General features: G+C 58.5%; 17 protein-coding genes. 8 read left to right on the forward strand and 9 right to left on the reverse strand.

The window, feature by feature from the left end; all coding sequences use genetic code 11:
- Nucleotides 1–155 precede the first annotated feature (155 nt).
- From RSO67_RS30160 to RSO67_RS30195, 8 genes are all read right to left on the reverse strand, one after another.
- Complete coding sequence (locus RSO67_RS30160; protein ID WP_315844408.1) at nucleotides 156–824, reverse strand: response regulator transcription factor; 669 nt, start codon at nucleotides 822–824, stop codon at nucleotides 156–158.
- A complete protein-coding gene (locus RSO67_RS30165; protein WP_315844409.1) occupies nucleotides 814–1,203 on the reverse strand; it encodes a response regulator in 390 nt (129 codons plus the stop codon). The genes RSO67_RS30160 and RSO67_RS30165 overlap by 11 nt, the downstream gene beginning before the upstream one ends.
- Nucleotides 1,190–1,849 (reverse strand): response regulator transcription factor, encoded by a 660-nt coding sequence (locus RSO67_RS30170; RefSeq protein ID WP_315844410.1) that lies wholly within the window; start codon nucleotides 1,847–1,849, stop codon nucleotides 1,190–1,192. Before RSO67_RS30170 ends, RSO67_RS30165 begins: the two co-directional genes overlap by 14 nt.
- A complete protein-coding gene (locus RSO67_RS30175) occupies nucleotides 1,846–4,443 on the reverse strand; it encodes a PAS domain-containing protein (protein WP_315844411.1) in 2,598 nt (865 codons plus the stop codon). The genes RSO67_RS30170 and RSO67_RS30175 overlap by 4 nt, the downstream gene beginning before the upstream one ends.
- A gap of 240 nt (nucleotides 4,444–4,683) precedes the next feature.
- The gene (locus RSO67_RS30180) at nucleotides 4,684–5,931 is read right to left on the reverse strand and encodes an adenylate/guanylate cyclase domain-containing protein (RefSeq protein WP_315844412.1); all 1,248 of its coding nucleotides are present in this window, start codon (nucleotides 5,929–5,931) and stop codon (nucleotides 4,684–4,686) included.
- Nucleotides 5,932–5,986: 55 nt separating this feature from the next.
- Nucleotides 5,987–7,369 carry an ATP-binding protein gene (locus RSO67_RS30185; RefSeq protein WP_315844413.1) on the reverse strand — a complete coding sequence of 461 codons (1,383 nt, stop codon included), beginning with the start codon at nucleotides 7,367–7,369 and terminating at the stop codon, nucleotides 5,987–5,989.
- Between the two features lie 333 nt (nucleotides 7,370–7,702).
- Nucleotides 7,703–8,656: an MBL fold metallo-hydrolase gene (locus RSO67_RS30190; protein ID WP_315844414.1), complete on the reverse strand. Its 954-nt coding sequence runs from the start codon at nucleotides 8,654–8,656 to the stop codon at nucleotides 7,703–7,705.
- A 119-nt stretch (nucleotides 8,657–8,775) separates the two neighbouring features.
- Nucleotides 8,776–9,639, reverse strand: a complete 864-nt coding sequence (locus RSO67_RS30195; RefSeq protein ID WP_315844481.1) for an alpha/beta hydrolase — start codon at nucleotides 9,637–9,639, stop codon at nucleotides 8,776–8,778.
- Nucleotides 9,640–10,072: 433 nt separating this feature from the next.
- Between RSO67_RS30195 and RSO67_RS30200 the strand changes: the two genes are divergently transcribed.
- The 5 genes from RSO67_RS30200 (at nucleotide 10,073) to RSO67_RS30220 (ending at nucleotide 13,477) form a co-directional block, all read left to right on the forward strand.
- Nucleotides 10,073–10,990, forward strand: coding sequence for an MBL fold metallo-hydrolase (locus RSO67_RS30200; RefSeq protein WP_315844415.1), 918 nt, complete (start codon nucleotides 10,073–10,075; stop codon nucleotides 10,988–10,990).
- A 75-nt stretch (nucleotides 10,991–11,065) separates the two neighbouring features.
- On the forward strand, nucleotides 11,066–12,058 hold the full coding sequence (locus tag RSO67_RS30205) for a mechanosensitive ion channel family protein (RefSeq protein ID WP_315844416.1): 993 nt from the start codon (nucleotides 11,066–11,068) through the stop codon (nucleotides 12,056–12,058).
- Nucleotides 12,059–12,064: 6 nt separating this feature from the next.
- On the forward strand, nucleotides 12,065–12,277 hold the full coding sequence (locus RSO67_RS30210) for a hypothetical protein (protein ID WP_315844417.1): 213 nt from the start codon (nucleotides 12,065–12,067) through the stop codon (nucleotides 12,275–12,277).
- 414 nt (nucleotides 12,278–12,691) lie between these two features.
- Nucleotides 12,692–13,108, forward strand: coding sequence for an NAD(+)--rifampin ADP-ribosyltransferase (gene arr, locus RSO67_RS30215; protein ID WP_315844482.1), 417 nt, complete (start codon nucleotides 12,692–12,694; stop codon nucleotides 13,106–13,108).
- Between the two features lie 87 nt (nucleotides 13,109–13,195).
- A complete protein-coding gene (locus RSO67_RS30220; RefSeq protein WP_315844418.1) occupies nucleotides 13,196–13,477 on the forward strand; it encodes a hypothetical protein in 282 nt (93 codons plus the stop codon).
- A gap of 505 nt (nucleotides 13,478–13,982) precedes the next feature.
- On the opposite strand, the gene RSO67_RS30225 is transcribed toward RSO67_RS30220, so the two are convergent.
- Nucleotides 13,983–15,674, reverse strand: a complete 1,692-nt coding sequence (locus RSO67_RS30225; protein WP_315844419.1) for an outer membrane beta-barrel protein — start codon at nucleotides 15,672–15,674, stop codon at nucleotides 13,983–13,985.
- Between the two features lie 178 nt (nucleotides 15,675–15,852).
- On the opposite strand from RSO67_RS30225, the gene RSO67_RS30230 reads away from it, so the two are divergent.
- From RSO67_RS30230 to RSO67_RS30240, 3 genes are all read left to right on the forward strand, one after another.
- Nucleotides 15,853–16,305, forward strand: coding sequence for a hypothetical protein (locus RSO67_RS30230; protein WP_315844420.1), 453 nt, complete (start codon nucleotides 15,853–15,855; stop codon nucleotides 16,303–16,305).
- Nucleotides 16,306–16,444: 139 nt separating this feature from the next.
- Nucleotides 16,445–16,789: a hypothetical protein gene (locus RSO67_RS30235; RefSeq protein ID WP_315844421.1), complete on the forward strand. Its 345-nt coding sequence runs from the start codon at nucleotides 16,445–16,447 to the stop codon at nucleotides 16,787–16,789.
- A gap of 791 nt (nucleotides 16,790–17,580) precedes the next feature.
- The gene (locus RSO67_RS30240) at nucleotides 17,581–17,775 is read left to right on the forward strand and encodes a hypothetical protein (RefSeq protein ID WP_315844422.1); all 195 of its coding nucleotides are present in this window, start codon (nucleotides 17,581–17,583) and stop codon (nucleotides 17,773–17,775) included.
- The last annotated feature ends 912 nt before the right edge of the window (nucleotides 17,776–18,687 follow it).

Below are 18,687 nucleotides of genomic sequence, written 5' to 3' on the forward strand. Positions count from 1 at the left end.
CGGCACCGGCGAAGATGCACGATGCGCACCTCCTTTGCCTTGCGGCCATCTTGAGGTTCGACTGAAGTTTGCTTGGAATTTCGTCCAGCGATCGATGACCAAGTGGATTAGGTCAAGGCGTTGCAAAGGTTGAGTGCACCGTTTAGCAACATCGACTAAGCACGAACCTCGATCGGCAGAGCCTCCCAAATCCGTATCATCTGCCCCATCGACGTCGTCGCCATCTTGCGCATGGCATTACTGCGATGCAGTTTTACGGTCACTTCGCTGATACCCAGCGCGAATGCGATCTGCTTATTCAGGCGGCCGCTCATCACTTGCTGAAGCACTTCACGTTCGCGAGGCGTGAGCGTCGCATAACGGCTGATACTGTGTTTGACTTCCGCGGCTCGCTCGCGCTGAATCCGATCCTTTGCAATCGCCATATGTACAGCATCGAGAAGGGTTTGATCGCGCACCGGCTTCGTCAAGAAGTCGACGGCGCCAGCCTTCATCGCCTGCACCGTCATCGGAATGTCGCCATAACCGGTCAGAAACACGATGGGTCTCGGATCACCGCTGCGCCCCAACTGCTCCTGGAGCTCAAGCCCGCTCGCACCGGGCATCCGCACGTCGACGATCAGGCAGCACGGCCTGTCAGGGGCGCCCGCCTCAAGAAACGCACGTGTCGATGCATAACAAAGTGCCTCGAGGCCGGCCGAGACGACGAGTTCAGCCAGGGCTTCCCGAATGGACGCATCGTCGTCGACGATGATCACGATCGGTTCGAGCGAGCAATACGCCTCACGCGAGACCGGTTGCGAAAGCGATCGATCAATCGTCATCCCTGCCCTCTGCTTTCTGTATGCCAACCGCGTCACCGACGGCTGAAAGTAATTCCGAGCCATCGAACGGCTTGCGAAAGAGACCGGTGATGTTCTTCGCGCGCGCCTGATCGGCGATTTCGTGACGGCCCGTGATGAGAAAGACGGGAAGACGCGGATGTCGCTGCATCACGACGCTCCGCAATTGCAGGCCATCGACATTCGGCAGACCGACATCTGTGATCAGGAGATCCAGTTCGAGCAGATCGCTAGCCAGAAACAACTCGGCCGACGAGAAGCAACGCACCGCATATCCCGCGGACTCCAACAGGTCTTCAAGCGACTCGATCACGCGCGGATCGTCATCGATTACGGCAATCACAGGTTTACGTTTGGGCACGACTTTTTCCCTCCGCTCGCCTCCGATCGAAGAGCGGTATCCCAATTCGCTGAGCGATGCGCACGAGTTCGGCAAGCGAAGTCGCCCCCATCTTCTGCATGACCTTCCTTCGATGGACCTGCAGCGTGACTTCGCTGATCCCCAACTCGGCGGCGGCCTGCTTGTTGAGCAGGCCGCTCACGACCAACGGCAAGACGTCCCGCTCGCGCGGCGTCAGACCGAGATAGCTTTGCTTGAGGAGCGACATTTCGGCCCGCGCCGCACGATCGGTGCGGTCACGCGATATCGCCGATCGGATAGCGCCCATGACATCGGCGTCACTGAACGGCTTTGTCAGAAAGTCCATGGCACCGTTCTTCATGGCCCGCACCGACGATGGGATGTCTCCATGGCCTGTGATGAAGACGATTGGCGGATGCTCGCCGCCCTCCACAATGCGCCCCTGCAGATCGAGACCATTGATGTCCGGAAGCTCGACATCGAGCACGAGGCATGCGGGAATATTGGGTTTATCAGCCCCGATATAGTCACCAGCCGTTTCGAATGCCATGGCGGCTATGTTGTAAGACGCGAGCAGCTCCACGAGTGCTTCGCGCATTCGCGCATCGTCATCCACAATGAAGACAACAAAGTCGTCAGCCATCACACAATCGACCCCGGATTAATCGGTAACGAGAATACAAATGTTGCTCCTTGCGATGAGTTGACGTCCACCCATAGATTTCCACCATGCGCCTCCACGATCGATCGACAGATGGAGAGGCCCATCCCCATCCCCTGCTCCTTCGTGGAGAAGAACGGCTGGAATACCCTGTCAGGAAACGCCACCCCGGGGCCCATGTCGCTCACAGCGATCTGGACCATATCGTCGCTACGGCAGCTGACTCGGACCCGAATGACTTTGTCCCCGACGACACCATCCATCGCGTCGATGGCATTGCGGATGAGATTGCTGAGAACTTGCTGGATCTGAACTCGGTCGACGGCGACCAGCGGGAGATTCGGTTCAACATCGATTACGATCCGCGTCTCGCGACGATTTGCTTCTTCGATGATCAGATCGCAGACTTCAGCAATCACGCTTTTCAACGTGGACACATTCCGCTTGTCGCCCGACTGCTTGAACAGGGCTCGAATTCGACTGACGACATCCGCTGCACCATTGGCGTCGCGGATGACCCGCTCGACAGTGCGGATGGCCCGCTCGATATTTGGCGGCGTTGCCGTGAGCCAGCGCTGGCAGGCGTGCGAATTGGCGACAATGGCCGCGAGTGGCTGGTTCACTTCGTGAGCAATCGAAGCCGAGAGTTCGGCCAGGCTCGCCGCTTGGCTCGCGCGCGCAATTTTTTCCTGAGCCTGCCGTAGCTCCTCCTGCACTCGCATCTCGCCGTCGATATCGAGACAGATGACGTTCCACTGCACAATCGTTCCGGCCGCGTCGCGCATCGGCCCTGCACGGGTCTCGACCCAACGATACTCGCCGTCGAATCGGCGCAGCCTGTGCCGTCGCGCATAGGGTTCGCCGGTTGCGAGCGAATGCGCGTAACGTTCCTTCACGCCCTGAAGGTCGCTGGGGTGGACACCGTCGTCCAGCGTGGCATCGAGCCGGGAGGGCTTTCCGTCGAGATCCTCAAGATTATATCCGAGAAATTCGCGCAATTGCTTGCTGCGATAGATTGGCTCGCCGTCGGGGGTCGCGCAATCGATCATTGCGGGCAGCGTCTCGACCAGTTGACGCAATGAGCGTTCGCTCTGCAGCAACGCATCGTGCGCCTGAACCTGGTCATCGATATCAACACATACAGCGTACCATTGAAGCACCTCGCCATTCTTGTCACGCGACGGCTCTACACGCACTTCGCTCCAACGATGAGAGCCGTCGCTTCGCAGTTGAGGGTAGCGCATCATGCAAGGTGCGCCCGTTGCAAAAGCATCCATCAGCGTCGACCGCGCGTTATCCCGGTACTCCGGGTGGATGGTGCACAGCGTCGGCATGCCATCGGGGCCCGTTGCGTCTTCCAGCGTCGTTCCGGTTACGTCCATGAAGCGTTTGTTAACGAAGACCGGATGCCCCTCGGGAGTGGTGCTCCAGATCATGGCTGGAACGGCATCGACCAAAAGTTGTAGTTGCCGTTCGCTCTGCTCTAGCGCTTGCCGGGCGATAACCGCGTCATGGATATCCATGCTTTGACCATACCAATTGATGATCGCACCGGCGTGGTCACGCAAAGGCTCGGCGCGAGTCTCGGTCCATCGGTATGTGCCGTTGGAGCGAATCTGGCGGTAGCGCTTGAAATAAGGTTCCCCGGCTTCGCGAGAGCGCCGGAAGGTCGCCATCGCGTCATCGCAGTCATCCGGGTGAAGGACAAGCTTCAAGGACAAGAATCCGTCGCCTGCGGTAATGTCTTCGATCGTCAGCCCGGTCATCTGGGTAAAGCGCTTATTGACGTACGTCGGTTTCCCATCCGACGTCGTACTCCAAATCGCCGCCGGTACGGCATCGATGAGTTGCTGCAATTGTTGCTCGCTGCGGAGAAGGGTTTCCTCCGCGACCTTCCTCTCCTCGATATCGATCATCGTGCCATACCAGCCGGTCGGCTTACCCTTGTGGTCACATGACAGGGACCCGTACAGCCTGAACCATCGATATACGCCGTCATGGCGACGAATACGTGCCTCCGCATCGAAGGCGAAGCCTGTGATCAGCGAACTCCGCCGGATGCTCATCAGATCGTCGTAGTCCTCGGGATGGATGATCCGGCGCCAGGCCGAATTGTCGAACTGATGAAAAAGGCCCTGCGTCGTCTGCTTCATCCCGGCGAATGCGAAAGTCCCCGCACTGACATGAGTGACATGCCCATCCGGGCTCGCAGACCACGTGAAGACCGGCATGCTCTTCACGATCTGCAGCGCTTCCACCATGTCCGCACCAAACAAGGTCGATGCCTTCGCTTCGACGAATTCCCCGATGCATAAAGCAGTTGCGAAAAACGCGGTCCACGACAGCAGATGCTCCCGCATGTCAGCGGCAAGTAACGTGGCCGCGACCGCCGATCCGAGCAGCGCGACCGTCCAAACCGCGCGCAGCAGCCAGACGGCTTTCCCAGAGGCGTACAGATACATCGCCGCAACGGGAGCCAGCAGGCCGAACGGCCGCTCCATGAGACCAAATAGCAGAACGCCGATGGCTGTTCCCACAATCGCGGGCAACCAATATTGTCGGGAACGCTCTGCTGTCATGCCTGGATGCTCCTCCCCCTAGAACGCTTGACCTTTAGCGGTGCATTGGCTGGCGGTCTCCTAAAAAGGGGGGCCATGGCACTCTCCGCGGCAAGTCTAGCCCCGCCACCGCGTCGCCGCACCCCATAGAAATCCATGTATTGCCAGGGCAATCGCTAGGCATCTCTGGATTGGCGGTCGGACCGGACCGCCCGGATGCAGGATCAAGCGTCGCGCAAAGCGCGAGATCTTGGAGGGCGGTCACTCCAATCTGATCGTCGCACCGCTCGCACCGTTGAGCAGTCTTCGTAGATGAAAATTCGCTAGGGGATCGTCGTGATGGGCGCCGACGAGTGCCGCAAATGCTGGCAGTGACGCGGCGTTCCCCGCTTCAAGCAAACGGAACGCAGTTGCATATTCCGCCGTGGCCGGATCGTCAAACTGGCCAGGTGAAAGCGGCTCATGCGTCCGCAGTGCCTCGCGCCGACCGCGCAGAACGAGATCGCCGATCGGCCGCCCCCGAAATACGCCAGCGACCTTCACCGCAGCATCGCTTACGCAGATCCGCGTGCCTAGAGGCTTATTCGCCGCCTCGAGTCTGGCGGCTGTATTGATCGTATCGCCATAAGCCGTGTAGTCGAAGAAACGGTCGCCGCCGAAATTGCCGACTAATGCTGCCCCGGCGTGAACGCCGATGCGTGTCGCACCGAAATCCACGCCTTTTCGCCTCCATCGCTCACGAAAGGACTCAGCCCAATCATCCAGTGTCCCGGCACAGGCAATGGCACGTGAGGCGTAGTCCGGCTGGTCTCCCGGCGCATTGAAAAGAACCTGGATCGCGTCGCCGATCACCTTGGCCACCGTTCCCTGATGGTCGAAGACCACATCGGTCACCCCGCAGACATATTCATTCAGCAGCTTCGCCAGTTGCTCCGGTGCGACCATTTCGACGAGTGACGTGAAGCCGGTGATGTCGGTGAAGATGACCCCGACCTCGCGCCAGTGAACCGCCATTTCATCATCACTTCCATCGACGAGGCGCTTGGCGAGTTCGGGAGAGAAGTAGCGGGAGAGCGAGGCGTGCGCGCGCTCCGCGTCCGTCTGCCGACGGTGCGCCTCGCGCTGACCTTCCACATGGCGAAGTGTCTTCAGGATCGTCGCTTCCAGATCGGAAAAATCGATCGGCTTCGTTAGGAAGTCGAACGCTCCGCGATTCATGGCGGTACGGATATTGGTCATATCGCCATAGGCCGAAACGATGATCGCCGATTTTCGATCATCCCGTTGCTGCAGCGTATCCAGCAGCGACAGCCCGTCCATGCGCGGCATGTTGATGTCGAGCACAACGAGATCGACATGGGGATGGCGATCGATTGCATCGAGCGCCTCTAAGCCATCGCGGGCAAACAGGAAGTCGATCAGGCCTTCCCGCCGTTGGCGGCGAAACTTCCGTAGGACGAGCGTTTCCAGATCGGGCTCATCATCAACCATCAGCACTGTAGCGGTCATGCGGCCACTCCGGATCCCGCAGGCAAGTCGAGTTCTATCGCAGGTGTCGTCAACGTCACGATTTATCTCTCCGGGCCACGCTACCGCGCGGCAATGTAATTATGAATTCCGTGAATGCGCCTGGCTCTGTATCAACATCGATACGGCCGCCGTGCTGCTTCACCACGATATCGTAGCTCATTGACAGCCCGAGCCCGGTCCCCTCACCCGGAGGCTTGGTCGTGAAGAAGGGATCGAATATCTTCTCCTTGATGTCGGGTGGCATACCGATGCCATTGTCGCGGATGCGAATTTCGACGGATTCGCTAAGGTTGCGCGTCCGCGCGCTCAAAGTTGGCTCGAAGCCGGGGCCGCGTTCGGCAAGACGCTCGCTCACGGCGTAAAAGCCGTTCGAGATCAGGTTCAGCAGCACGCGGGTGATCTCTTGCGGAAAAATATGGATCGAGCCGACTGCAGGATCGTAGTCGCGCTCAAAGGTGACTGCGAGCTGCGGGCGCTCTGCGCGGGCTCCATGATAGGCCAGCGCGAGGCTTTCATCGACCAGCGCGTTGAGATCGGTTAGGCGATGCTCGCCACCGCCACCTCGTGAATGCAGCAGCATGTTCTTGACAATGGAATCCGCGCGTCTTCCGTGCTGCACAATCCGTTGCAGATTGTCCTTGAGCAGGCCACTCAGTTCATCGAGATCCACGCGAGCGCCATCGGGGACGTCAATGCTCGCCAGCACGTCGCCAAGCTCGTCCGTCAATTCGACGGATAGCGAAGCGAAATTGTTGACAAAGTTCAGGGGATTCTTGATTTCGTGCGCGATGCCTGCGGTGAGCTGTCCAAGCGAGGTCAGCTTTTCAGTTTGCACCAGGCGGTCCTGCGCGGCGCGCAGATCGTCGAGCGATTTCGACAACTGCGTTGTCCGCGCCTGAAGCTCCTTGAATAGCCGGACATTCTCCACGGCTATCACGGCCTGATCAGCAAAGGTCTTCAGGAGTTCGATCTGGCTTTCAGTGAACGCGCCCGGTTCGGCACGCGAGACACCGATCGTCCCTATCGCGGTGCCCTCGCGCAGCATGGGCACGACGATAATGCTGCGATAACCTCGTGCACGCGCCATGTCCTTAACCGCCTTGGGGACACCGTTTTCGGTTTCGACATCGAAGCGAAACGCGATCGTTGCCGTGGCCGCGGCCCGACTATGGATCCCGCCGGCTGTCAGCGCTGCGGGAAACGATACACGAATCTCATCATCGCCGTCGGGGTCCCCCGCTGTGCATGCCGCCAAATGCAGCATATCGCCGATTACACGGGTGACGAGGGCCGACTGACCGCCGAGCAGCCGTTGCGCGCTTCCCGAGATGACGTCGAATACCGGCTGCGCATCCGTTGCGGATCGGGCGATGACATTGAGAATTTCGGACGTCGCAGCCTGCCTTTCGAGCGCCATCGCCAGCTCAAGCCGCAGACGCGCCGTGTCGAAGCTGCATGACCGCGATTCATTGCCCGTACATTGGCCGCTCGTCATGTGGCGTTACGCCTGTTGAGATCGATCAAGTCGAAGGGAAATGCCATGCGCCGATCGATCGCGGTTATGCCAGCCCCAGGCCACCATCGACACCGATCACCTACCCGGTCATCCATTCAACAGGGTCGCCGGTGAGCCGGACGAGCCACTCCGCGACGTCGTCGGTGTTCGCGCACGGTTTGGCGTTTCATCGACGTAGCTCCTTATGGTTCTGATGTGAGCAGGGCCACGCCTGTGGCCCTGCTTCGACATCTGTCAGTAATCCCACCAGGTCGGGACCCAACGATAAAGGTCGCCGGCGACCGCCACCCGGCCGATTGACGGGAACGGCATGTGGGTGGCCACCAGCCATGAGCCGGTCTCCGACAGCTCCCGCATGAGCCGGAGACGGACACGAGTCGCCTCCTCGGGATCGTGTTCGAAGCCGTTGTGCCATTCGGGGTGATCGAACGAGACGGGGAATATCGCGTCGCCGGCGAACATCAGCCGATCGCCGTTGGACTCGAGGCGGACCACGCTGTGCCCGGGGGTGTGGCCGCCCGTGCGCGTGACCACCACGCCCGGCGCCACCTCGCCGTCTTCCTCGAACGGCAGCAATTGGTTGCGGTATTCGTCCAGGAACCGCTTGGCCGCACTCCGGGCCAGGTCGGCGAGCACCGGCGGCATGCCGGTGCGGGAGAAATCAGGCGCCGCCCAGAACTTGACCTCGGCGGCGGCCACGTGGATTCGTAAGTCCGGACGCAGCTGCTCCTTCACCCCGTCGACGAGCAGTCCGCCAACGTGGTCAAAGTGCATGTGAGTTAGCACAACGTCGGTCACCGACCCAAGATCGATGCCGGCATTCTTCAGCCGCAGGCCCAACTGCCCGGCCCGCGGAAAGTCCGGGTATTCCATTCCTAGTCCGCTGTCGAGGAGGATGGTTTGGTCGCCGCTACGCACCACGACCTCGTTCAGCGCCCAATCGAACGCATCGCGCGACAGGAATCTGTCGTCCAGCCAGGCCGCCCGGGCTGCCGGGTCAGCGTTTGTGGCCATTGACTCGGCTGGCGGCGTGAGCACGCCATCGCTGATCACCAGCACTTCAATCTCGCCGACTCGCAGCGCATAGCGTGATGGCACCAACTCGTCGGGCACTGTTCGGCCCTGTTGAGAGGTGTTGCTCCAGTTCTTATTGGATTCCCGCAGGGGGGCGTGAGTCATCTGCTTCATCTTTGATATCTCCTGCCTCTAGGTGGCGTTGGATTGACTTCGTCGTCCGAGGACCGCGCTTCCGAAGCGGGAGCCTCTATTCGTTTATCGATCAGAGATTGGTGCTACAGGCGCCGCGACTAGGCGGAGATGAACTTTAGAATGTCGGCATTGACGATATCGGCATGGGTCGTGCAGAGCCCGTGCGGCAGACCGTCATAGATTTTCAGAACGCTGTGCTTGAGGAGCTTTGCCGAGAGTGGCGCGGAATCCGCAACAGGTACGATCTGATCCTCGCTGCCATGGAGAATTAGCGTAGGGACCGTGATGGTCTTCAGGTCATCGCTGAAATCTGTTTCGGAGAATGCCTTGATACATTCGTAATGGGCCTTGGCGCTGCCCATCATGCCCTGCCGCCACCAGTTCCAGATCACCGCCTGCGACGGTTTGGCGTCCGGCCGATTGTAGCCATAGAAGGGGCCACTCGCGAATTCCAGATAGAACCGGGATCGGCTTGCTGCGAGCTGCTGCCGCAGGCCATCGAACACCTCGATCGGCAGACCGCCCGGATTGGTTTTTGTCTTCACCATCAATGGCGGCACCGCACCGATCAGCACCAGCCTGGCAACACGACCGTGGCCGAACCGCGCGACATAGCGTGCCGCTTCACCTCCACCGGTGGAATGGCCGATATGGATGGCATTGCGCAGATCGAGATGGGAGGCGAGCGCCGCGACGTCGGCCGCATAGTGATCCATGTCCTGACCGTCGATAGCCTGACTGGAACGGCCATGGCCGCGACGATCGTGGGCGATCACACGATAGCCTTTGCTCAGAAAAAAGAGCATCTGGTTGTCCCAGTCGTCGGACGACAGCGGCCAGCCATGATGAAACACAATTGGCTGTGCGGATTTTGCGCCCCAGTCTCGATAAAAGATCTGCGCGCCGTCATTCGTTGCGATCGAAGATGTCAGATCCGCCGCTTCTTTCGTATGAGAAAGCATGTCAGTTTCCTTTCCTGCCGCCGCGGAGGAGCGGACGGTCATCGATGCCGCATAGAGCAGCGTGGTGGCGAGCAGCTTCCGCCGCGACAATCTTGCAAGACGGCTGATCGAGCTCTTCCAGGTCATTCGTTCGTCTCCGTTTAAGTGAAAGCAGGCAGAAGCACGCAGTGCGTGAACGCCCCGAACATGATGCGGTCAGCAGCGCGGCGGTATCGTTCTGCGGATCAGCGCGGCTGGCGCTACGAATAGTTCGACCTGTTCTTCGGGATAGGTTCGGCAGCGCCATGCCGCGCCCTAAACCCCTCGCTATCTGGAGCGAGCAACCTATTCCGAGGTATTGCCGATCCTATTCGCCAGCCCAATCGATCATGGATACGGCCCGGCATAGCGTCACCGGCGCCGCGACCTGCGCGGCGATCAACAGGAGATAAACATGAGCCCAGATGTTGCTTCGCGCCCGGTTCGGACGGAGCCAGAAGAGCTGGTCCCGTCGCGCTACGCAGTGAAGATCGGCGAGATTGACGTGCTGGTGATCAGCGATGGAGTACTCCCGCTTCCAACCACCATGTTGGGCCATAATGCCGACCCGAAAGCCCGTGCTGCCTGGATGCACCACATGTTCCTACCGCCGGACGCTTTCGATTGGGCGCTCAATGCAGTCGTCGTGCGTAGCGGCGGCAAGACCATCCTCATCGACGCAGGCTTGGGATCGGACCCCGATTTGAACCTGCCGCGAGCCGGACAGTTGATCAAGCGAGTGGAGAGCGCCGGCATCAACCTCGCGTCGGTCACCGACATTGTGCTGACGCACATGCACATGGATCACATTGGCGGCCTGCTCGTCCCCGGTATCAAGGATCGGCTTCCCCCCGACGTACAGATCCATGTGGCCGCAGCCGAGGTCAGTTTTTGGGACGCGCCGGATTTCTCCCACACGGCCATGCCACCGGGCTTCCCGGATGCACTGCGGGCAACTGCCAAGCGGTTCGTCAAGGAGTATCACAACCGGCTACGGCAATTTGACGAGGAATACGAAGTCGCCCCGGGTGTGATCGTCCGTCGCACCGGTGGCCATACGCCCGGACACAGCATCGTCCGCGTGGCTTCAGGCAAAGACGCTCTCACCTTCGCCGGCGACGCCGTGTTTACGGTGGGATTCGATCATCCCGACTGGTTCAATGGCTTCGAACACGATCCCGAAGAGGCAGCACGCGTTCGCACGCGCTTGTTAAAAGAGATCGCAGCCACCGAGGAATTGCTGGTAGCCACGCACATGCCATTTCCGTCCGTCGGACGCGTGGCGATCGACGGGAATGTCTTTCGATGGGTGCCGGTGTATTGGGACTTTTGACCGCTGGATACCCGACATCCGCACGACGGCGGCCGGCCTGAATAAGGCCGGCCCGAACGAGGCTTAGCTCCTGCCATGTTTGGCGATGATCATCTACTACCGCTCATCCTGCTCAACGTCCTCGGCATTGTCGGCATCTGCGTCTGGCATCTGCAGGGCCGCGGCCGCCCAACAAGCCGCCTGATCGTACAGATCCTGTTCTTCGCCAGCATGAGCCTAGTGCTCTTCATGGCAGGGATTCCTCCGAATCGGGCTGATGATATCCACACTCATGACTTTGCCGCGCTGCTCGCAAAAATGGCTGGAGTTCTTTGGTGGACCCACCTCGCATGGACAGTAATCGGCTTCATCCACATCTATGTGAGGCTGAACCACAAACCGCGCGAAGCCCATCTGATTCAGGATATGGCCGTTGCCGTGATCTATCTGGGCGCAGTGCTCTCGATCATACGCTTTGTGTTCGGAATGCCGCTCGGCACCCTGGTGACGACCTCTGGCGTAGTCGCCGTCATCTTTGGCCTCGCGTTGCAGAACACGCTCGGAGACGTCTTCTCCGGCATCGCGCTAACGCTTGGCAGAGCCTATATGCTCGGCGACTGGATCCGATTGAGCGACGGCACCGAGGGTCGCGTCATCGAAACCAACTGGCGTTCAACCAATCTTCTCACCGGCGCCAACAACATCGTCGTATTGCCGAATAGCATTCTAGCACGCCAGGGCGTTACAAACCTTAGCCGTCCAGACGAAACGCACCTCATCGCTCTGAAAGTCCGCATAGCGACAGACAAAACCCCACGCTTCATCGAAGAGGAGTTGAAGTCCGTACTGGAAGCTAGCACTTGCATCGTCAGAGATCCCGCGCCGGTTGCTTCGCTGATGACCATTGACGCGGTCGCTGTAGAGGCAGAGCTGCAGTTCCGGGTCGCCAGCCTAGCCATAGGAACAGCAGCTAAGAACGAAATTATCCATCTGCTCCACTGTAGGTGCAGAATGAATGGTTTTTCGCTGGCAATGCCTACGGGATTGTCTCCTTGCCAAGCATATTACAGGCCAGCAGAGAAGGACTAACTCCCCGTGGTTGACGCGCCATGGTCTCGGTATGCTAATGCTGCGAGGCTCGCCAACAAGAGTTCTTGCATCGAGATCGGCGGCCGAACCAAGTCCGCATTTGCGATCATCGACGGCACCAAGAGCGGTGCCCGCAAGCTCAAAGCCCGCTTTCCCCGGCTTCCGATCCAGATCTACAACGCCCGCGACAAGAACCGTCTGGACGTTCCGGCCCCCTGACCAAGAAGCCTCTGCACCTTCATTCGGGCCTGTGCGATCCCCATATTTGGAATGGTGCCGATTCTATAACCCGAACATCCGGGCATTTCTGAATTTCTAGTCGAACTGGTCCCCTCTCCTGCGCCATGGGATCGTTACCTAGCGGAGGCGCGTCGCGCCGATACCATCACGCAGGAAGCCGTTTGATAGCGATTCTCTAACCGCTTTCTGGCGATGATAAGCGACTTAGCGATTGCGAGACAAAGAACCGCCTCATTGTCGAAATCTCCCTCGCGAACGTTGCCGCGGTGCCGATAGAGGCGCGCAGGACCTCATTCGAAAAGTGTTTGGCGGAGGCGCTCGTCAAGAAGTCCTAATGCTAACGCAGGTCCGGCCCCCTGCCCCCTGCCATCATGGGCAAAGGAGGAGCCACTGATCGTGTCAGCCCCCGGTGTGTTTAAACAGTCATTCTTTCATGGCACGCGCGCCAACCTCAAACCCGGCGATCTCATCACTGTGGGCTATCCCTCGAACTTCGAGGAAAATCGGTCTTGGTCTTGGGTATACTTTTCAAGCACTTTAGATGCTGCGATTTGGGGCGCCGAACTCGCTCTCGGAGGCATTAAAGAACGAATTTGCGTTGTGGAGCCGACAGGCTCCTTTGCAGATGATCCAAATCTCACCGATAAGAAATTCCCCGGCAACCCGACGATGTCTTACCGATCGAAGGAGCCGTTGCTTGTAATCGCGGAGGTATTCAATTGGACCGGACACGCCGCCGAGCAGCTTCAGTATATGAAAGATAGTCTAGCCAAACTCAAAGAAGAGGGAAAGCAACAGGTCATAGATTGAGGTGGCGTTCATAAGCGGCCGGGCTAGCGCGGTCGTGACCAAAGAACGAGACCTTCCTGACCGATTGTAATTTCGGAAACGCCGAACATGTCGATGAGTATTATTCTTAGGAGAGTTGCATTGCTGATCGCAGCAGCGGTTCTCTTCGCTATTCTCGACGTGATCTTTGCGATCATCTGCATGTTTATCCACTCAAAACTCTGGCTGGGGCGGGTCGATATCGAAGCCTACCACACGGCGGCAGTTCTGGTTTGGCCAATGCTGCTGGGGGGATTAGTGTCGTGCGCAGGACTCTGTTGGGTGTGGAAGCTGTCTGGCGAAGATAGAGCCAGCCCGGTCCGGCAGAGCGATACAGATCCGGCTCGATAGATCCGCATCGATGATCAATGGCGACGCCCGGTCCAAGCAACCACACGGCGACCGCCCCAACGAGGGCCGGTGACTAAGGTGAAGAGTTCAAGATGCTGTCGTCGGAGCGCTTATTTCTTGGTACCGATCGCCCTTCTAGCGGGCTACGGATCGAAACTTGCAGCGTCACGCTTATCCGCATGGTGGGCTTGGTTTAAGATCCTGTTGAGGCGGTTATGCTAGCCGCTTGCTTATTTGCCTTCATCGCAGCGTTGCAATTTTACCAAGGCGGCCATGATGAGCTCGGCTTGTCGATGATATTGGTAACGCTCGCAAGACTCGGGGTTCTGGTTTGCGGCAGCGCAATTGTCGGCAACCTCGTAGGAATGCAGCCGCGCCCCTGACGCCTTCCCCGCATCGGGTAAAATGGCGGGATGAAAGCAGACGGGCGGCTAGCAATCTTTTGTCTCGTTTGTTTCTCTATTTTGATAGCGTGCATCGTGGTGGAGAAATACTGGGATTCCTCTTAGTCGGTATTAAACGAATAGGCCGCTTGCAGGAAGCCGCCGTAGCGCTCGGTGCGGACCGGCAGGGTCTGACAGGGACATGGCGTGCCGAAGAAATTGGTCTTGGCATCCTCCGTGGCCCACATCGCCCAATAGCGCGCGCCTGCACCGACGGAGAATGACGGCGTCACATAATATGAGAGGATCGTTTCCAGCTGCACGCCCCTGCCTTCGCCGCTCTCCGGCGAGCGGGTATCATATGCGTTGCGCAACACGTGGTCGTCGACGCCCGAAAAACGAACATAAGGCAGATAGGCCGCATCGCCGGTGAGCTTCAGCCGATCGTTCAGCATGACGACTCCGTTAAGGCCGACTCGCAACGAATGCCACGTATCGTCCTCCGTGATCGCCAGCGTCGATCCAGGGATCGCCGGCACACAAGGTGCCGCGACGGTCGCATTGGCGATCTGCGTGCAGCCATAGGCCGATTTGTTCTCACGATAATAATTGTAGCCAATGAATGGGCCCACATTGACTCCCGGGCCGCGGATAAACGCATAGCCGACATCGACTGTGGCATAGGCGATGCTTCCCTGCACGGGGTCCGACACCGTGTTCGAATAGGGAACACCGTAGCCGGGCATCCAGTCCTCGTCGTTCATCTTGCCGCTCAGCAACTTACCGCCGCCGATGAAGCCTTTGAGGAAGAAATCTGCCAGGCCATCGACACGACCGAACACTTCGCCGGAGGCTGCCGGACTCTCATATGTCAGCCGCGAGTTCAGGATGTTCTGCTGTGTAGGATCGGTGCCTGCGCCGAGATCCTTCTGAAAACGACCCGACGAATACCAGACGCGGCCGCCGATCTCGATGTCACCTCGCATGCTCGGATCTTCAACGCTTTGCGAGCCACGCAAATACATGTTCTCGGAATCGTCCCACCGCGCATCGGTATCGCCGCCGAACTTCATGTTCAGCCCGACTTTGACAGTCTGGATGTTCTGCGAAACGCTAGTGCTGCCTGGTGGCGTCGTCCCATAGAGCGCAAAAGGCGGAAACGGCTGGAAATAGCTGCCGGGCGTCGCCATGCGGAAGCTGTTGAAACCGGCATAGTCGTATTCCACCTTCACCGACCAAGCTGGCGCCACCGCCCGTTCGACGCCGACGCCTGCGGTCCAGCCCCATTGGCTGTTCTTTGTGCCAGTCGAGAGGTCGATCGGGTTGGTATTGATATCAATCTGCTGATTGAGCCAGGCGACGCCACCTTTGGCATAGAGCAAGCTGCGTCCGGCCTCGCCAGTCGCGAAGCCAACGCGCCCTGTAACGGTGCCCAGTGCGTTCTGCCGCACCCGGCAATTGGCCGACAGGAAATAGCCGGATGACGCGAGGCATGTATTGGTACCATTGGAACCGACTGCGCTAATATCGGCCTCGACGCCCAGCACCAGATTCCGGTTCGGCTGAAAATTAAAGCCTACCTGCGCGCCCCCCAAAGCCGTCGGCGTTCTGACATCGCCGCCATAAACGGCCGGGCCGTTGCTATCCGTGAATCTGGATTGTCCCAATCCGCTGCCGACATGGACGCCGACATAAGGTCCGGCCCATGTCCAAACCGCGAGGGGATAAGGCTGACCGTATTCGGGCAGATCCGCAGCGACCGCTTGGCTTGCGCCAAGCAGCAGAAAAGCAACGACAATAGATACTTTGGTCATGTAACCACACTCGAACGCCGCACGGAGATTGGGCGCAGCTTCGGCGAGATTCGTTAAAATTTCGCCTTTACGTTTCGCTAACTGTGTTTTTTAGCAAGACGTCAACCATGACGGACCGACCACGCGCTTTTAAGCCCGCGCAGGACCAGACGGGGCCGGTCCCGCGCACTCACGACTGATGAACGAGGAAATCGTGGTTAAAAGACTGCTTGTCATCGCTGCCGTCGTCTTAGCCGCTACATTGCAGCCCGTTAACGCATGCCGCGATCTGAAATGGAACACGCGCACGCTTCTTACTAGCCTTCCGCCTGATTACGATCGCCACTCTGTCGCGGCCCAGGTTGAGATCGTTGCCGTCAACGTCCCTACGCATAATATTGAGGCGCAATGGTCTCCCGAAGCGACCGTCCGGGTCGTGACCGCTATTAAGGGGATCAAGGTCGGAGACCAATTTATAGTCTCAACGGGTGGGACATCCTGCGACAGCTTCTTTGATCGCAACGGCGACTACTCCACTTTGCGCCCCTTCATCGTCGGTGGTTTCCTTGAACCAACGGCTGATCGAGGAGTGATTTTTATTGGGAAGTGGTTGACCGACCTAACAACGGGAACGCTGCGCCCTGCCCTTTAGGGCCTCAGGTGCTTATGACCTAGCAAACCTAACCGACACCCGAACTGATGGAATAGAAGGGATGATTGTCGCACAAAGACATTGCTATGCGTCGAGAGCGACAGGCTTTGCGCAGGAGCGCTCGCGTACGAGCAGACCCATGATCCGAACTTTTGTCACCGTAGCAGTTATCTTTAGTGGACTTTTTTCGACAAAAGCGGTTGAGGCATGCATAATGGCGGCGCAGCTCGACCTTGCCGACGTTCTATATGCCGATGTGATAGTCATTGGTCAGATCTCTGATTATGAGATCGTTCCCGGTGCCGCAAAGCAGATCCGCCAACGACCAGCTGACAGCGTGACAGTCCCGGGGAAGATTTCTGGAAATCTGGGAGATTACGCGCGGTTTATCATTACGATCAGCGAGATCCTCCGCGGCGAGGCTCCACAGGCAGATCGAAGTGCCAAACCAGTGGCTCCTTGCCCGAAGGCATTGGTGTGGTGACGCGAACCGTGGTCGTCTGCATTCCAGTCTCCGAATCTGTTGATACGAAGACTTTAGCGTTGCATTTGCGAATCAGGAATACTCCCGGGCCCATGACGCCATTGGACACGCGCATTGGTGCATGAAGTTAGGGGCCGCGTTTTCGCGGCCCCTGATATGATTTACCAGCGGCGCCCGCCACGCCAGCCCCGGTCCCACCCGCCATAGCGTGGACCGTATCCATACCGTGGACCGTATCCGTATCGGGGCGCATAGCCGGGGGTGCGGAAGCAACGTCCGAAGCGGTCGCAAACCAGCCTCACCTGCTCAGTGTTATGTCCGACACCTGCGCCGGTTGCCAGACCGAGCGGCATCGCCGATGCCGCACCTGATACTGCCGTGCCTGCTAGAGCGAGCAGCCCCAAAACAGCCAACTTTAACTTCATCTGGTATTTCCTGTATTCAAAAGCCCCAGTCACCACTTACCAGTTCCTTTCTGAACTGGAGGTGAGCGCGCGGATCCCCCCGTTATTTTCTGTCGCTTCAGCACTCTGGCGAGAACACCACGCCTCTCGCGTGACGCCCTCCCCTCCATCGTTTAAAATGGCGGGATGCAGGACCATCTTTTCGATCTTATGACTTTGGGCATCTTCCTCTTCGGCGTAGTGCTAATCCTTCAGACACACCAGGGACCAAGCGATGGCTCGTTCTGATGCGACTGTGACCGATCGCCGAGCCTACCAGTCCGCCGTCGGTAATCTAACGGAGTGCACGATTGCTCCGGCGCGAATGAGTATGGGATTGGACAGTACATGCGCACTGAGCCAGGCGACTATGAGCTTCTCGTAAACGAACAGCGCACTGGCGGCACCTATGCCGATCTCAAGATCGCCGTGGAGGTTGCAGAGAGGCTGCACAGCAGCAATGCCCCTCACGTGATCACGGTTCGTAGCATCTCGGCCGGTGTCGTGGTCTGGCCGCCTTCAGCCTCTGACCGGTCCCGGTGAAACTCTCGCGCGGGGGAACACAGCATTGGTCATCCAAGCTTAGCGCCGATTGAGAGGCGATCGTAATTATCTTTCACGACCGCTCTGAGGTCATAGTAGACAGCTGATCGGGATGAGCAATGCGATTGCGGCGGGGACAGCCGCGGCACGTTGCGACAGGGGCATTTCTATTGTCCGTCGCTTGGCTTTGATCACAAGAGCAATACGGGCAAGCCTAGTACCAGCAGGAAAATGACGAGGACGCCAAGTCCTAGGTTATCGTCGCCATTTACTTCTCTTGGGTCCGTCGGTTCGACCGTCGACATTTTTCAGCCTGACAATAAGCCAGCCACTTCTCGACGAGCCATCCAAAGCCCGTCTGCTGGCGCCTGAGATATATTCGATTTCCACCCATCACCATCGTCATTGCCTTTCTACGAGGCCGCTTGAAGCGTGCGAGCTTCGAGAGCTTCCATGTATTGAGTAATGGCTCTGTTTGAGAGCAGCAGACGATTCCTTATGCCCTGCCGTATCATTGTTTCGACAGAGTGAAGCAGAATGTGACTGCAGAACTCTGCGTCCTCGATCTTGCCCGCCCGTTCCAGATAATCCCATGCAATCTGGATCGCCTCTTCCATGAGTACAGCGAGGTGAACCAGCTGGTGAGGACTTCTCATGCCTAATCAAACGGCAGGAATTGAATTCGTTCCGCGCCAAACATGGAAAGACACCAATACCCACTGACCAACAAAAAGCCCGCCGCACCGGAGGACTCCAATGCAACGGGCCTTTTCGAAGCCGCGTTGGGGCACAGCCTCACCGATCGAATGTGAGATTACGAGAATCGTTCCGATCTGCGGTGCCGCTGGCAAGGGTACTGGCCTGTTTCCGACCTCAGTGGCCTGTTTTGAAAACGGCAGTGGCCTGATCTGG

Origin of the sequence: Tardiphaga sp. 709, assembly GCF_032401055.1 — a bacterium.
Classification (GTDB): domain Bacteria; phylum Pseudomonadota; class Alphaproteobacteria; order Rhizobiales; family Xanthobacteraceae; genus Tardiphaga.

What these genes read in the sequence shown, in the direction of transcription:
- RSO67_RS30160 (WP_315844408.1), bottom strand. Translation starts at nt 824, where the DNA reads ATGACGATTGATCGATCGCTTTCGCAACCGGTCTCGCGTGAGGCGTAT.
- RSO67_RS30175 (WP_315844411.1), bottom strand. Translation starts at nt 4,443, where the DNA reads ATGACAGCAGAGCGTTCCCGACAATATTGGTTGCCCGCGATTGTGGGA.
- RSO67_RS30180 (WP_315844412.1), bottom strand. Translation starts at nt 5,931, where the DNA reads ATGACCGCTACAGTGCTGATGGTTGATGATGAGCCCGATCTGGAAACG.
- RSO67_RS30185 (WP_315844413.1), bottom strand. Translation starts at nt 7,369, where the DNA reads ATGGCGCTCGAAAGGCAGGCTGCGACGTCCGAAATTCTCAATGTCATC.
- RSO67_RS30190 (WP_315844414.1), bottom strand. Translation starts at nt 8,656, where the DNA reads ATGAAGCAGATGACTCACGCCCCCCTGCGGGAATCCAATAAGAACTGG.
- RSO67_RS30195 (WP_315844481.1), bottom strand. Translation starts at nt 9,639, where the DNA reads ATGCTTTCTCATACGAAAGAAGCGGCGGATCTGACATCTTCGATCGCA.
- RSO67_RS30200 (WP_315844415.1), top strand. Translation starts at nt 10,073, where the DNA reads ATGAGCCCAGATGTTGCTTCGCGCCCGGTTCGGACGGAGCCAGAAGAG.
- RSO67_RS30205 (WP_315844416.1), top strand. Translation starts at nt 11,066, where the DNA reads ATGTTTGGCGATGATCATCTACTACCGCTCATCCTGCTCAACGTCCTC.
- RSO67_RS30220 (WP_315844418.1), top strand. Translation starts at nt 13,196, where the DNA reads ATGTCGATGAGTATTATTCTTAGGAGAGTTGCATTGCTGATCGCAGCA.
- RSO67_RS30225 (WP_315844419.1), bottom strand. Translation starts at nt 15,674, where the DNA reads ATGACCAAAGTATCTATTGTCGTTGCTTTTCTGCTGCTTGGCGCAAGC.
- RSO67_RS30230 (WP_315844420.1), top strand. Translation starts at nt 15,853, where the DNA reads ATGAACGAGGAAATCGTGGTTAAAAGACTGCTTGTCATCGCTGCCGTC.
- RSO67_RS30235 (WP_315844421.1), top strand. Translation starts at nt 16,445, where the DNA reads ATGATCCGAACTTTTGTCACCGTAGCAGTTATCTTTAGTGGACTTTTT.
- RSO67_RS30240 (WP_315844422.1), top strand. Translation starts at nt 17,581, where the DNA reads ATGCGCACTGAGCCAGGCGACTATGAGCTTCTCGTAAACGAACAGCGC.